At 70.4% G+C, this 13,440-nt stretch carries 15 protein-coding genes; 4 read left to right on the top strand and 11 right to left on the bottom strand.

Translation table 11 applies throughout. The features are described from left to right. Positions 1–7 precede the first annotated feature (7 nt). From GON06_RS02140 to GON06_RS02120, 5 genes are all read right to left on the bottom strand, one after another. Positions 8–649 carry an NAD(P)-dependent oxidoreductase gene (locus GON06_RS02140; protein WP_157310617.1) on the bottom strand — a complete coding sequence of 214 codons (642 nt, stop codon included), beginning with the start codon at positions 647–649 and terminating at the stop codon, positions 8–10. Positions 650–709: 60 nt separating this feature from the next. Further along, complete coding sequence (gene rlmB, locus GON06_RS02135; RefSeq protein ID WP_157310616.1) at positions 710–1,708, bottom strand: 23S rRNA (guanosine(2251)-2'-O)-methyltransferase RlmB; 999 nt, start codon at positions 1,706–1,708, stop codon at positions 710–712. Further along, on the bottom strand, positions 1,701–3,110 hold the full coding sequence (gene cysS, locus GON06_RS02130) for a cysteine--tRNA ligase (protein ID WP_332837084.1): 1,410 nt from the start codon (positions 3,108–3,110) through the stop codon (positions 1,701–1,703). Before cysS ends, rlmB begins: the two co-directional genes overlap by 8 nt. A gap of 37 nt (positions 3,111–3,147) precedes the next feature. Next, positions 3,148–4,371, bottom strand: coding sequence for a 2-C-methyl-D-erythritol 4-phosphate cytidylyltransferase (gene ispD, locus GON06_RS02125; RefSeq protein ID WP_332837083.1), 1,224 nt, complete (start codon positions 4,369–4,371; stop codon positions 3,148–3,150). Positions 4,372–4,445: 74 nt separating this feature from the next. After that, complete coding sequence (locus tag GON06_RS02120; RefSeq protein WP_116241884.1) at positions 4,446–4,928, bottom strand: CarD family transcriptional regulator; 483 nt, start codon at positions 4,926–4,928, stop codon at positions 4,446–4,448. 149 nt (positions 4,929–5,077) lie between these two features. On the opposite strand from GON06_RS02120, the gene GON06_RS02115 reads away from it, so the two are divergent. Next, a complete protein-coding gene (locus GON06_RS02115) occupies positions 5,078–5,635 on the top strand; it encodes a DNA modification methylase (RefSeq protein ID WP_332837082.1) in 558 nt (185 codons plus the stop codon). A gap of 79 nt (positions 5,636–5,714) precedes the next feature. Here the strand turns inward: GON06_RS02115 and GON06_RS02110 are convergent, their stop codons facing one another. Together GON06_RS02110 and GON06_RS02105 are read right to left on the bottom strand one after the other, a co-directional pair. Continuing rightward, a complete protein-coding gene (locus GON06_RS02110; RefSeq protein ID WP_157310614.1) occupies positions 5,715–6,398 on the bottom strand; it encodes a response regulator transcription factor in 684 nt (227 codons plus the stop codon). Then, the gene (locus GON06_RS02105; protein WP_157310613.1) at positions 6,395–7,609 is read right to left on the bottom strand and encodes a sensor histidine kinase; all 1,215 of its coding nucleotides are present in this window, start codon (positions 7,607–7,609) and stop codon (positions 6,395–6,397) included. The genes GON06_RS02110 and GON06_RS02105 overlap by 4 nt, the downstream gene beginning before the upstream one ends. A 200-nt stretch (positions 7,610–7,809) precedes the next feature. On the opposite strand from GON06_RS02105, the gene phoU reads away from it, so the two are divergent. Beyond that, positions 7,810–8,520, top strand: coding sequence for a phosphate signaling complex protein PhoU (gene phoU / locus GON06_RS02100; protein WP_157310612.1), 711 nt, complete (start codon positions 7,810–7,812; stop codon positions 8,518–8,520). A 66-nt stretch (positions 8,521–8,586) separates the two neighbouring features. Here the strand turns inward: phoU and GON06_RS02095 are convergent, their stop codons facing one another. Next, positions 8,587–9,330: a phosphoglyceromutase gene (locus GON06_RS02095; protein WP_157310611.1), complete on the bottom strand. Its 744-nt coding sequence runs from the start codon at positions 9,328–9,330 to the stop codon at positions 8,587–8,589. Between the two features lie 238 nt (positions 9,331–9,568). Between GON06_RS02095 and GON06_RS02090 the strand changes: the two genes are divergently transcribed. After that, positions 9,569–10,396: a class I SAM-dependent methyltransferase gene (locus GON06_RS02090; RefSeq protein ID WP_157310610.1), complete on the top strand. Its 828-nt coding sequence runs from the start codon at positions 9,569–9,571 to the stop codon at positions 10,394–10,396. A 163-nt stretch (positions 10,397–10,559) separates the two neighbouring features. Here the strand turns inward: GON06_RS02090 and ygfZ are convergent, their stop codons facing one another. From ygfZ to GON06_RS02075, 3 genes are all read right to left on the bottom strand, one after another. Then, positions 10,560–11,660, bottom strand: a complete 1,101-nt coding sequence (ygfZ, locus tag GON06_RS02085) for a CAF17-like 4Fe-4S cluster assembly/insertion protein YgfZ (RefSeq protein WP_157310609.1) — start codon at positions 11,658–11,660, stop codon at positions 10,560–10,562. Further along, positions 11,657–12,250 carry an FABP family protein gene (locus GON06_RS02080; protein WP_332837081.1) on the bottom strand — a complete coding sequence of 198 codons (594 nt, stop codon included), beginning with the start codon at positions 12,248–12,250 and terminating at the stop codon, positions 11,657–11,659. Before GON06_RS02080 ends, ygfZ begins: the two co-directional genes overlap by 4 nt. Before the next feature lie 157 nt (positions 12,251–12,407). Then, a complete protein-coding gene (locus GON06_RS02075) occupies positions 12,408–12,701 on the bottom strand; it encodes a hypothetical protein (RefSeq protein ID WP_157310607.1) in 294 nt (97 codons plus the stop codon). Between the two features lie 40 nt (positions 12,702–12,741). Between GON06_RS02075 and GON06_RS02070 the strand changes: the two genes are divergently transcribed. Next, positions 12,742–13,419, top strand: a complete 678-nt coding sequence (locus GON06_RS02070; protein ID WP_332837080.1) for a response regulator transcription factor — start codon at positions 12,742–12,744, stop codon at positions 13,417–13,419. Positions 13,420–13,440 lie beyond the last annotated feature (21 nt).

Below are 13,440 nucleotides of genomic sequence, written 5' to 3'. Positions count from 1 at the left end.
CCGGAGCTCAGTACCCGACGGTGAAACGCTCGCGACGGTGCTTCGGCGCCTCGATCTCGTCGACGATCGCCATGGCGAAGTCCGCGCCGGAGATCGTGGAGCTGCCGTCCTCGGCGCGCACGAGCACGTCGCCGCCGTCGCGGTAGGAACCGGTGCGCTCTCCTTCGGCCCACGGGCCGAACACCTCGGCGGGGTGCACGAAGAACCAGTCGAGTCCGGCGTCCGAGTCCTGCAGCAGGGCGAGCTCGTCGATGCCGACCTGGGCCTCGTGCTTGTACTCCTCCGGGAAGTCCAGATCGAACAGGCGCGGGCCGCCGGGCGAGACCAGGCTGCCACCCGCACCGCCGACCACACCGAGGCGGGTGGGCGTGCCGGACAGCTTCGCCGCGACGCCGTCGAGGGCGCTGACGGCCTTGTCGGCCATGTCACCGCGCGGCGAGATCGCCGAGACCACGGCATCCGCTCCGTCGAAGATGTCGCCGAGACCGTCGATGTCGAGCACGGAGCCCTGCACATAGGTGGCCCCCTCGATCGGGGCATCCGGCGTGCTGCGCGCGATGGCGACCACATCGTGTCCTCGGCTCACCGCCTCGCGGACGATGTGCGCTCCGGCGTATCCGGTTCCTCCGACGACGATGATGCGGGCCATGCGTTTTCCTTTCACACTGCATTCAGACGTATGCAGTGTGAAAGGCGGCACCGCGTCCGGTTATTCCGCGCCGCGCAGCGTCGCCACCTGGTAGAGCGCGACGGACGCCGCGATGCCGGCGTTCAGCGACTCGGTCGCCGCCGAGATCGGGATCGACACGACCTGGTCGCAGGTCTCGGTGACCAGACGCGACAGGCCCTTGCCCTCCGAGCCGACGACGATCACGACCGGGCGGTCGGCGAGCTCGAGCGCGGGCAACGCAACATCTCCCCCGCCGTCGAGGCCGAGCACGAACACACCCTGCTTCTTGAACTCCTTGAGCTGAGTGGTGAGGTTCGACGCCAGAGCGACGGGCAGCCTCGCAGCGGCTCCGGCGCTGGTCTTCCACGCAGCCGAGTTCACGCTCGCCGAGCGGCGCTGCGGCAGGATGATGCCGTGCCCGCCGAACGCGGCGGTGGAGCGGATGATCGCACCGAGGTTGCGCGGATCGGTGATGCCGTCGAGGGCGACGAACAGCGGGGTCTCACCGCGGTCGATGACCTTCTCGAGCAGATCCTGCGGGTGCGCGTACTCGTAAGGCGGGACCTTGAGCGCGACGCCCTGGTGCACGCCGTCGAAGCCGGCCATGCGGTCGAGCTCCTGCCGGGTGACCTCGAGCACCGGGATCTCGCGGTGCCGTGCGATCGCCAGCATCTCCTTGACGCGGTCGTCCATCTCGACGCGCTGGGCGATGTAGAAGGTCGTCGCGGGGATCTTGGTGCGCAGCGCCTCGAGCACCGAGTTGCGCCCGGTGACGGTCTCGGTGTCGTCCGTCGACTTCGCCCGTGCCTGCCGGTTCATGTCGCGGCCCTGGGGCTTCTGGCCGGGGCGGCCCTTACCGCCGGCCGCCGCGTAGCGCTCGGCCGCGGCCTTGCGCTTGCCGGCGACGTGCCATGCCCTGTCCTCGGCCTTCGGCGTCGGCCCACGGCCCTCGAGAGCCTTGCGGCTGTGACCGCCGGTGCCCTTCGAGGCGCCCTTCTTCTTGCTGTTGCCCGCTCCGGGGCGACTCGGCTTAGCCATCGATACTCCAATGTGTTCCGTCCGGAGTGTCCTCCAGAGTGATGCCTGCGGCCGCGATCGCATCGCGTATGCGATCTGCCGAGGCCCAGTCCTTGTCAGCGCGCGCCGCCGCGCGCTGCACGATCATGGTCTGCACGAGGGCGTCCAGAGCGGATGCCTCGGCGCCGCCGCTTCCGGTCCGCCACTCGGGCGAGAGGGGGTTGATGCCCAGCACGGTGGTCATCGCCATCACCTGGCGCAGTGCCGCCTGCGCGGCATCCGCGTCGCCCCCGTCGAGTGCCGCATTGCCGGCGCGCACGGTGTCATGCAGCACCGCCAGCGCCTGCGGCACGCCGAGGTCATCGTCCATCGCCGTGCGGAAGGCCTCCGGAAGGTCCGACGCGAACCAGCCGAAGCCGCCCCCTGCGGCGCGCACCGCGCGCTGCAGGAACGTCCGGATGCGCCCGAGCGCAGCATCCGCCTCCACCCAGGACGAGTCACTGAGATCCAGGCTCGAACGGTAGTGCGCGGCGGCCAGCGCATAGCGCACGACGAGAGGATCGTGCGCCTTCAGCACGTCCGCAGCGAGGGTGAAGTTGCCGAGCGACTTCGACATCTTCTGCCCGTCGACCGTCACCAGGCCGTTGTGCACCCAGTACCGTGCGAAGCCGTCGCCGGCCGCCGTGGACTGGGCCAGCTCGTTCTCGTGGTGCGGGAACCGCAGGTCGAGACCGCCGCCGTGGATGTCGAACTCGGAGCCGAGGTAGCGCCGGGACATCGCGGAGCACTCGATGTGCCACCCTGGCCGCCCCGGTCCCCAGGGCGAATCCCACGTGGCATCCGCCGGCTCACCCGGCTTGGCGCCCTTCCACAGCGCGAAGTCCTGCGGGGCGCGCTTGCCGCGCGGGTCGGCGTCCTCGGCCGCCTCCATCGCGTCGACGGACTGGTGGGTCAGGTCGCCGTAGGCCGGCCAGGATCGCACGTCGAAGTAGACGTCGCCGGACCCGTCCGGCGCCGGGTAGGCGTGGCCGTTCTCGATGAGCCGCTCGATGATCTCGTGCATCTGCGGGATGAAACCGGTCGCGCGGGGCTCGTAGGTCGGCGGCAGGATCCCGACGGCCTCGTACGCCGCGGTGAACTCCTTCTCCATCCGATACGCGAGCGCCCACCAGGGTTCGGCGTCGGTGCCGTTCACGAGGATCTTGTCGTCGATGTCGGTCACGTTGCGCACGAAGGTGACGCGGCCGTGACGGAGGTCGAGCCAGCGGCGCAGGATGTCGAAGCTCAGCGCCGCCCGGACGTGACCGATGTGGGGCCCGGACTGCACGGTCGGCCCGCAGACGTACATCGTCACGTTCTCGGGATCGAGAGGAACGAAGTCGCGCAGCTGCTGGGCGCGGGTGTCGTACAGGCGGAGAGTCACCGCACAAGACTACCGGGCGGCGCCTGACCGATCCCCCTCATTCCGCGGAGCGCGCGACCACCAGCGCCACGGCTGTCACCGCGACGCCCTCGCCGCGACCGGGGAATCCGAGCCCGTCCGTCGTGGTGGCCGCCACAGCGACCGGCGCACCCCCGAGCGCGGAGGAGAGCGCTCGCTCCGCCTCGGCGCGGCGGGCGCTGAACCGCGGGCGATTCCCCTGGAACTGCACCGAGACGTTGCCGATCGCGAAACCTGCTTCGCCGAGCAGCTCGCGGGTGCGCGCCAGAAAGACCTCGGCGTGCGCGCCGGCGTACTCCGGGTGCGCGGCGCCGAAGTGCTCGCCGATGTCGCCGAGCCCGGCAGCCGCGAGCAGTGCGTCGACGATGGCATGCGCGACCGCGTCGCCGTCGGAGTGCCCGGAAAGCGGCTGCTCGCCAGGCCACTCGAGACCGGCGAGCCAGAGGTTTCCCTCGCCACCGAAGGCATGCACATCCGTTCCCACCCCGACTCGGGGCAGCGGCACGCCGGGCTGCGGCCTCGCGGTGCGGACGCGCGACGCCGACAGCAGATGCCTGGCGCGCTCCAGGTCCGCCGGCACCGTGATCTTGAAGGCTCGCTCGGAGCCGGCGATGTGCTGCACCGGATGCCCGGCCGCGGCGAACAGCGCAGCGTCGTCGGTGTACTCGGCACCCGAGGCCAGCGCCACGGCGTACGCCGCCTCGAGCGGCTCGCGTCGGAAGCCCTGTGGCGTCTGCGCGGCCGCGAGGGCGCTGCGATCCACCGCCCCGACGACGTCCGCGGCCTCGACCCGTTTCAGCGTGTCGACCACCGGGAGCGCCGGGATGACGCCCGCGACTGCTCCTCCGTCCCGCACCGCGTGAGCGACCGCATCGATCAGGGCGGGCGGCGTGAGCGCCCTGGCGGCGTCGTGCACGAGCACGGTGCTGACGTCGCCCCAGAGCGCGGCGAGCCCCGCCGCCACGGAGCGCTGGCGGGTGTCGCCGCCCGTGACGACGCGACCCAGGTCGGCGCGGTCACCCGCCGCCGCTCGCATCTCGGCCTCGGCGACGCCCTCGAGTCCGGGCGGTGCGACGACGACGACCTGCATCGGCGCTGCGGCGAACACGCCGTCCAGAGCGAGCCGCAGGATCGTCCGGTCGTCGATGCCGACCAGGGCCTTGGGGGCGTCCGCGCCGAGGCGGGTGCCGGAGCCCGCCGCGACGACGACGATCGCGGTGTCCGGAACGGGAAGCACAGTCACGCTCTCAGGGTATCGCCGCCCCGGAGACGACGAAGGGCCGGATGCGTCAGCATCCGGCCCTTCGGAAGACTCCGTCAGGAGGCGAGCACCTCGTCGAGCAGCTCGCCGGCCTTGTCCTCGTCGATCTTCTCGGCGAGCGCGAGCTCGGAGATGAGGATCTGCCGGGCCTTGGCCAGCATCCGCTTCTCTCCGGCCGACAGGCCGCGGTCCTGATCGCGGCGCCACAGGTCGCGCACGACCTCGCTGACCTTGATGACATCGCCGGAGGCGAGCTTCTCGAGGTTGGCCTTGTAGCGGCGGGACCAGTTGGTCGGCTCCTCGGTGAACGGCGCGCGCAGCACCTCGAACACGTGGTCGAGGCCCTCCTTGCCGATCACATCGCGCACGCCGACGAGGTCGACGTTCTCAGCCGGGACCTCGATGATGAGATCGCCCTGGGTGACGTTGAGCTTCAGATACTTCTTCGTCTCACCCTTGATCACACGGTCCTTGACCTCGATGATCGTCGCGGCCCCGTGGTGCGGGTAGACGACAGTTTCGCCAACCTCAAAAAGCATAAAAACGTGTCCTTTCGGCAACCTCCAGGATACCACAACGGACATGCACTAAGGTTCGCCGCCGCGGGCCTCACGGGCGCGCGCCCACAGGAGACGACGCTCACCCACTAGACTTGTGGCGGCCCACCGTTCGCACCTCTGGAGGATCCGTGAAATCGCGCCCTGCTGCGTCCATCGCCCCGCGCCTTCTGGCGTCGATCGCGCTCGGCGCGGTCGCCCTGCTCGGCACCACCGGATGCACCTTCATCACCGACCAGGCGACCGAGATCCCCTACTCGCCCTCCGACGGCGTCAACGTCAGCAATGACGCAGGCCCGGTCAAGGTGCGCAACGCGATGATCATCGCGACCGAGGACGGCTCCATCGGCAACTTCGTGGCCGGTCTGGTCAACGACACCGCCGAGGACGAGACGATCACCATCTCCCTCGAGGGTCAGGACCCGTTCGAGGTCGAGGTTCCGGCAGGCGAGCGCGTCAGCCTCGGCGCCGACGAGGACCCGCTGCGCATCGACGACCTGGACGTCCAGCCCGGTGCGACCGTCGAGGTGCTCTTCCAGTCCGGCGACTCCTCCGGCCGGACGGCCGACGTGCCCGTGCTCGACGGCACGCTGCCGTACTACTCCGACCTGGTGCCGAGCCCGAAGCCCACGCTCCTGCGCGAGACGCCCGCAGCGACGCCGACTCCCACCGAGACGCCCGCGTCCTGACAACCGCTCGTCGTGCACAAGAGCACGACACCAGAGGCCGGCCCGCGTTCCGCGGCCGGCCTCTTCTCGTACGCGGGCGTCAGCCCTCGAAGCGGTAGCCCAGTCCGCGCACCGTGACGAGCATGACCGGCTCGGAGGGATTCTCCTCGATGCGCGAGCGGATGCGCTTGATGTGCACGTCGAGGGTCTTCGTGTCGCCGAAGTAGTCGCTGCCCCAGACGCGGTCGATCAGCTGTCCGCGGGTGAGCACGCGCCCGGAGTTGCGCATCAGCACCTCGAGCAGCTCGAACTCCTTGAGCGGCATGTTGATCTGTTCGCCGGCCACGGTGACGGTGTGCCTGTCGATGTCGAGGCTCACCCGGCCGCCGTCCAGCACGCGCTCGTCGAGGTCCTCCTCGCCGGGAACGACACGGCGCAGCACGGCACGCATGCGCGCCAGCAGTTCGCGCGACGAGTAGGGCTTGGTGATGTAGTCGTCCGCTCCGAGCTCCAGGCCCACCACGATGTCGATCTCGGAGTCCTTGGCCGTCAGCATGATGATCGGCACGGCCGAGGACTGCCGGATCTGCTTGCAGACCTCCGTGCCGGGCATCCCCGGCAGCATGAGGTCGAGCAGCACGATGTCGGCGCCGCGCTCCCGGAACGCGGTGAGGGCGCCCGGTCCGTCCTCGGCGATCTCGACCTCGTAGCCCTCGCGGCGCAGCAGGTACGCGAGCGGGTCCGCGAGATCGGGTTCGTCCTCGACGAGCAGGATGCGGGTCATGCGTTCTCTCCGTTCCGGGTGCGGGCCGTGTTGTCCTTCTTCGCCCGCTTCTTCTTTTTCCTCTTCTTGTCCGCCGGATCGGCCGACGGCGCCTCGATGCGCGGCAGCCGGACGGTGAAGGTCGATCCGCGCCCCGGGCGCGACCACAGCCGCACCTCCCCGCCGTGGCGCTGAGCGGCGTGCTTGACGATCGACAGGCCGAGACCGGTACCGCCGGTGCGGCGCGAGCGGGCCTCGTCGGCGCGGTAGAAGCGCTCGAAGATGCGCTCGCGGTCGGCCTCGGCGATGCCGATGCCCTGATCCGTGACGGCGATCTCGACGACCTCGCCATCCACACGCACGCCGACGCCGACGCGCGAGCCCTGCGGAGAGTAGGCGATCGCGTTCGCGACGAGGTTCCCTACCGCCTCGATCAGGATCTGCGCGTCGCCGAGCACCCACGCGCCCCGGTCGCCGCCGCGCGCCAGCTCGACGGCGGCGGAGTCCGCCTGCACCGCGTGCGCCTCGAGCGAGGAGGCGATCACCTCGTCGAGCGACACCGGCCGCAGGCCGGACAGTCCGTCGGATGACTGCAGCCGGGACAGGCTCATGATGCGCCCGGTGAGCTGGCCGAGTCTGCCGGCCTCGGCCTGGATCCGGCCCGCGAACTTCCGCACCTGCTCCGGGTCGTCGGCCGCGGACTCGATCGCCTCGGCCAGCAGCGTCACGGCGCCCACCGGGGTCTTCAGCTCATGGCTGGTGTTCGCCACGAAGTCGTTGCGCATCTGATCGAGTCGTTCGCGCTCTGTGACGTCGCGGATGATCAGCAGCGTGAGTCGCGCACCCATCGCGCTCGCGCGCGCCGACACCAGGCGAGGATCCAGTCGCACGCCGCCGCGCGAGATGCGCAGCGTCTCGGTCGCGGTGCCGCCGGACTGCCGCACCGAGCGCACCAGCTGGCGCAGCTCGGCGTTCTCCAGCACGGCGCCGGCCTCGATGCCGAACCTCGTCGCCGCCTGCGAGACCGCCAGCACCAGGCCGGAGGCGTCCAGCACGCAGGCCGCGTCGTCCATGCTGGCGAGCACGTCGATCGTGCCGGCGGGGACGGCCTGCGAGGTCTCCTCCGCGGCCTGCGCCCTGGCGCGATACGCCCAGCCGACCAGCAGCACGAGGCCCGCTCCGATGATCGCGCCGACGGCAAGGGCGAACAGCGCGATATGCGGCGAGGTCATGCCACCAGCGTAGGGCCGTGGCGAGTGCGTCACCTGCCGTTCGCCCGGACTTCCGCGGGTGCACGGCATACTGTTCACATGCCGGGCACCGTCCGTTAACCTTCGGCGGACACAATCGCCCAGGGCGCGCAGCAGGCGTTGCGCGCGCCGCACACCCGGCGACACGAGCCCGGGCCCATGACGAAAGGTTGCGCCGGACAATGCGCGAAGTCTTCCACCAGTCCCTCGAGGATCTGCAGGCCCAGCTGGTCGAGATCGCCGAGATGGTCACCGTGTCGATCGACAAGGCAACCCGTGCCTTCGCCACCAGCGACGTCTCCCTCGCTGAGGAGGTCATCGCCGACGACGCACGGATCGACGAGATGGCGGTGACGCTCGACGAGCGCGCCATCGAGATCCTCGCCCGCCAGCAGCCGGTCGCCCGCGACCTGCGCATCGTCATCACCGCGCTGCGCGTGAGCGCCTCGCTGGAGCGCATGGGCGACATGGCGGAGCACATCGCGCAGCTCGCGCGCCTGCGCTTCCCGGAGCGCGCCATCCCGAAGGGCCTGAAGGGCACCTTCACCCGGATGGGCGAGCTGGATGTCGAGATCGCCCGCACCCTCGCCGAGCTGCTGCGCACCCAGGACCTGCGCCTGGCGGACGCGATCCGCAACGCGGACGACGATGTCGACGAGCTGCACGCCCGCGTGTTCGAGAAGGTGCTCAGCGACAACTGGAAGGGCGAGGCGACCGCCACCGTGGATGCCACGCTCGCGAGCCGCTACCACGAGCGCTTCGCCGACCACGCCGTCGCCGTCGCGAAGAAGGTCGTCTACCTCGCCACCGGCGACTGGGCCGTCGATGAGGAGGACATCGCCCTCGCCGCGGAGGCGCAGGAGCAGGAGGACACCGGTTCGGGCCACGCCTGAGCGGCCGGACATGAGAGGAGGGGCGGATGCTGCAGCATCCGCCCCTCCTCTGCTCGTGCCCTGTGGCTACTTCTTGCCCTGTGCGGCGACCGCGGCGGCGCCGGCCGCGGCGGCCTCGGGGTCGAGGTAGCGACCAGGGGCGACGGGCTTGTTGTTCTCGTCGAGCTCGTAGACCAGCGGGATGCCGGTGGGGATGTTCAGCTCGGCGATGTCGTCGTCGCCGATGCCCTCGAGGTGCTTCACCAGGCCGCGCAGCGAGTTGCCGTGCGCGGTCACCAGGACGGTCTTCCCGGCATTCAGGTCGGGGACGATCGCGGACTCCCAGTACGGCAGCAGGCGGTCGATGACGAGCTTGAGCGACTCGGTCCGCGGGACCTCGCCGTCGATGCCGGCGTAGCGCGGGTCATCGACCTGGCTGAACTCGCTGTCGTCGTCGAGCAGGGGCGGCGGCACGTCGAAGGAGCGGCGCCACAGCTGGAACTGCTCCGGGCCGAACTCGGCCAGCGTCTGCGCCTTGTCCTTGCCCTGCAGCGCACCGTAGTGGCGCTCGTTCAGGCGCCAGGATCGGGTCACCGGGATCCACAGCCGGTCAGCGGTGTCCAGCGCGATGTTCGCGGTCTGGATCGCGCGGCTCAGCAGCGACGTGTGCAGCACGTCGGGCAGCAGACCCGACTCGGCCAGCAGCTCGCCGCCGCGGCGCGCCTCGGCCTTGCCCTGCTCGGTGAGGCGGACGTCGACCCAGCCGGTGAAGAGGTTGAGCTGGTTCCATTCGCTCTGGCCGTGGCGGAGCAGGATGAGGGTGCGGGTCATGATGGTCAGTTTATCGTGGGGGCTTCGTGGGTTACGGGACGTATGCTCCCGGAGGCGGGCTCCGTGACGTTCCCTGCGCTCGCAGAGCGGGTTCCTTCCCGCTTCGCGGGCCCCTCCCGATGCTCGCTCCGGGAACGTCACTGCGCCCTCGTGCTTCCGGAGGAGCGCGCCCTCATGGGGGTGAGGTATGCGAGGGTGGAGGCGCCTGGGGATCTGTGGGCTTTGGGAGAATGGGGGCATGGCGGGAGTGATCGGGCAGCCCACGCGGGGGACGACGGGGACGAACCGGCTGCGGCGGAACGATCGGGCCATCGCAGCATCGGACGCGTTCCGGAAAGCGGCGGACCCGCTGGTGATCGACCTGGGTTTCGGAGCGAGCGGCGTGACCGCGTTCGAGCTCGCCCGACGGCTGCGCAAGGTTCGGCCGGACCTCTCGGTGATCGGGCTCGAACTCGACCCGGAGCGCGTCGCGACGGCATCCGCACAGCTCGAGGAGGTGCGGACGGGGGCGACCTCGTTCCCCGCGGATCTGCCGGTGTCGTTCGCACGCGGCGGGTTCGAGGTTCCGCTGCCGGATGGGCATCGCCCCGCAGTGATCCGCGCCATGAACGTGCTGCGGCAGTACGACGAGGCCCAGGTGCCCGATGCCTGGGGGCGGATGACGTCGCGGCTCGCGCACGGCGGCCTGCTGTTCGAGGGCACCTGCGACGAGATCGGCCGCATCGCCTCGTGGGTCGAGGTCGACGAGCACGGCATCCCGCAGCGCTTCACGATCTCGCTGAAGCTGTCCGAGCTCGAGCATCCGTCCGTCGTCGCGGAGCGACTGCCGAAGGCACTCATCCACCGCAACATCCGCGGCGAGCGCGTGCACGACCTGCTCGTCGCGCTGGATCGGGAGTGGGACCGTGCCGCTCCGCTGTCGGCCTTCGGCGCCGCGCAGCGCTTCATCGCCGTGGCCACGGCGCTGCGCGATCAAGACGTCCCGGTGCTCGGCGATCGGCGCCGCTGGCGCCTGGGCGAGCTGACGGTGCCCTGGCGCACCGTCGCCCCCTCCTACGAGCTCTGACCGCACCCTCCCCTCAGCCGGCGCACCTCCTGTTCCGGTCTCACTCGTTGCGAGTGTTCGGGTGCGGACACCCGCACCGAGTGAGACCGGAATGGTGGAAGCACTCGTTCCGTTGAGGGCGCAATGTCGGGACCAGCGCTGTTCGCCGAGCGTCCCAGTCCTGTCAGGCGTTGCGGGGGTCCTGGCCGGCCGGGCGGCGGGACAGGCGGGTGAGCCGAGGGACCTCGGCTGTGGCACCCGCATCCGCCGGGACGATGACCTGCTGAGCCGCCGCGATGTCGACACCGTCGGCACGCACCACCAGGTCGCCGACCGGCGCGCGACGCGACAGGATCGCCAGCGCGATCGGACCGTCCTCGTGATGCCTGGCGGACGAGGTCACATGCCCGACCTCGGCGTCGCCGGCGAACACCGGCGCACCGGGTTCGGGCAGCACCGCGTCGCTGCCGTCGAGCTGCAGCAGCGCCAGCCGACGGGGCGGATGCCCCAGGTTGTGCACCTTGGCGACGGTCTCCTGCCCGCGGTAGCAGCCCTTGTTCAGGTGCACCGCGCTGCGGATCCAGTCTGCCTCGTGCGGGATCGACTTCTCGTCGACCTCGAATGTCCAGCGCGGTCGCCAGGCCGCGATGCGCAGCGCCTCCGCGGCGAGCGCACCGGAGACTTCTCCCGCGGCGAGCGCCGACGGATCAGTGACGATCGCGACTCGCCAGGCCAGTTCCGCACCGGGATGCTCCGCCACCTGCGAGTACTGGAACCCGCCAGGCTGCACGTGCTGCCACGGATCGGCCCACACCAGGGGCACGCCGTTCGGGGCATCCGCCGTGACGGACTCTGCAGCCGATCCTCCGTCGACGAAGCCGATCAGCGAGAACTCGGGGCGCAGCGTGACCACGGCGCGCGAGCGGAACACCATCCGCTGCAGCCACGTCGCCAGCCCCTCCGCGTCGCCGGCGTCGGCGATCAGCCACACCGACGAGCCGTCTTCCAGGACAGCGGCGTCGTGCTCGATGCGCCCCTGCGGGTCGAGCACGAAGAGCTCGGTGCTGTCGCCAGGACGCAGCCCGGTGAGGGCCTGCGAGGTGATCGAGTCCAGCCAGGTCAGCCGGTCCTCCCCCGCCACCTCGATGACGGTGCGGTCGCCGAGCGGCACGACGGCGGAGCCGGATGCCAGGCGGCGCTGTTCGCCGATCGGGTCGCCGAAGTGCGCGATCGTGTCTCCGTCGCGCACGGCACCCGGCAGGGCCGCGAAAGCGTCGAGCGTCATACCTTCGCCAATCTCGCGGAGGCGTGCGATGCGAGCGGCGAGCCGAACGCCGCGATGTCCCACGCCCAGAGCAGGTGGCCGTCGACCAGGCCGTACATGCGGGATGCCGCGTTGTAGGGCTTCGCTCCTGCTGTGCGCACCACCGCGTCGGTGGCGATGTCGATGCGCGGGCCGTCGATGCGGCCGAGGTAGAGCTCGAGGGTGCCGTCGGAGTGCGCGAGCGACACCTCGAGCGGGAAGCCCTGGTCGGTGCGCAGCTGCTCCACGTCGGCGGCGGTGCGCGAGGTCGCTTCCGCGGTCGGCGGCAGCAGTGCCGGGCCGGGATCGGCCTCGCCGTGCGTGCGGCCGAGACGCCAGAATCCGGTCTCGGCGAGCAGCGGGACGGGCACGTCGCCACCGAGGAACGACGCGGTCGCGGCGTAGTTCAGGAACGGGCCGCCGTCATGGCTGAAACTCACGCGGTGCGAGAACTCACCCTGCAGGTGCTGATCGCCCGCGGTGTAGTCGATGACACCCGTGCCCTCCCACACGCCGAGCAGCCACGACAGCGGCACCAGGTCGGCGGGGAGATCTGTGGGCAGATCGAACACGATCCGGTCAGCGCTGACCGCGGAACAGGTTGACCAGAACCACGACCGAGACGAAGGCGATCGCAAGGCTCGCGAGGCCCAGCAGACCGAGGAAGAAGAATTCGAGCGCGACGACGTCCATGACACTCACTCTATCTGCTCGCGCGACGCACGTCCGCTATACGGCGGGCACGAGTGCGGCCAGACCGAACCCGACCGAGATCAGGCCCATGATCAGCAGCGCGCCGATCACGCTGGCCGAGACCCGCACGATGAAGCCCTCGACCCTGCCGAACCACAGCTGCACGGCGAAGGAGAGCAGCACCACGACGCCGAAGGCCACCAGCATCCAGGGCACGCGATCGTCCTCGGGGAGCACGACGCCCAGCACGATAGAGGCGACGACGGAGATGCCCCACACGATGTACACGCCGACGTATGCGTTACGCGGCGCGAGCGCAGGTTCGGTCATGTGTCCCATCCTCTCACCTCAGACTGAATAGCATGGGCAGGTGGCCCGGTTGCTGGTATTCACCTCGGATGCGGATGCGGATGCCGTGCTGCCCGCACTGGAGTTCCTCACGCACGCCGTGCGCCCGCATCCCGCGGATGCCGGGCACCTGCTGTCCGCCCCTGAGGCCGATCTGCTGCTGGTCGACGGGCGCACCGATCTCTCCGCGGCGAAGGCTCTCTGCCGGCTGCTGCGCACGACCGGCGAGCGCACCCCGGTGCTGCTCGTGGTGACCGAGGGCGGGATGTCGGCGGTCGCCGCCGATTGGGGGTTCGACGACCTGCTGCTGACCTCCGCGGGGCCCGCCGAGGTCGACGCCCGCATCCGGCTCGTGCTGGCCCGCGCCGCCGAGTCCGCAGAGCCGGTCCGTGTGCAGGCATCCGGGATCACGATCGACGAGCAGTCCTACTCGGCGAAGCTGCACGGCAAGCCCCTGGACCTCACTTACAAGGAGTTCCAGCTGCTGCACTTCCTCGCCACCCACCCGTCGAGGGTGTTCACGCGCGAGCAGCTGCTCAGCGAGGTGTGGGGCTACGACTACTTCGGCGGAACCCGCACCGTCGACGTGCACGTGCGCCGCCTGCGTGCCAAGCTCGGCGACGCCGAGCAGGCCATCGGCACGGTCCGCAACGTCGGCTACCGCTTCAACCTGTACGACGAGGATGCCACGGACGAGTGACCGTCATCGGTTAACCGCCGC

It is taken from the genome of Microbacterium sp. MAH-37 (assembly GCF_009758255.1).
Lineage (GTDB): Bacteria > Actinomycetota > Actinomycetes > Actinomycetales > Microbacteriaceae > Microbacterium.
The sequence above is the reverse complement of the archived record's forward strand: the minus strand, read 5'-3'. Positions and strand labels throughout refer to the sequence as shown.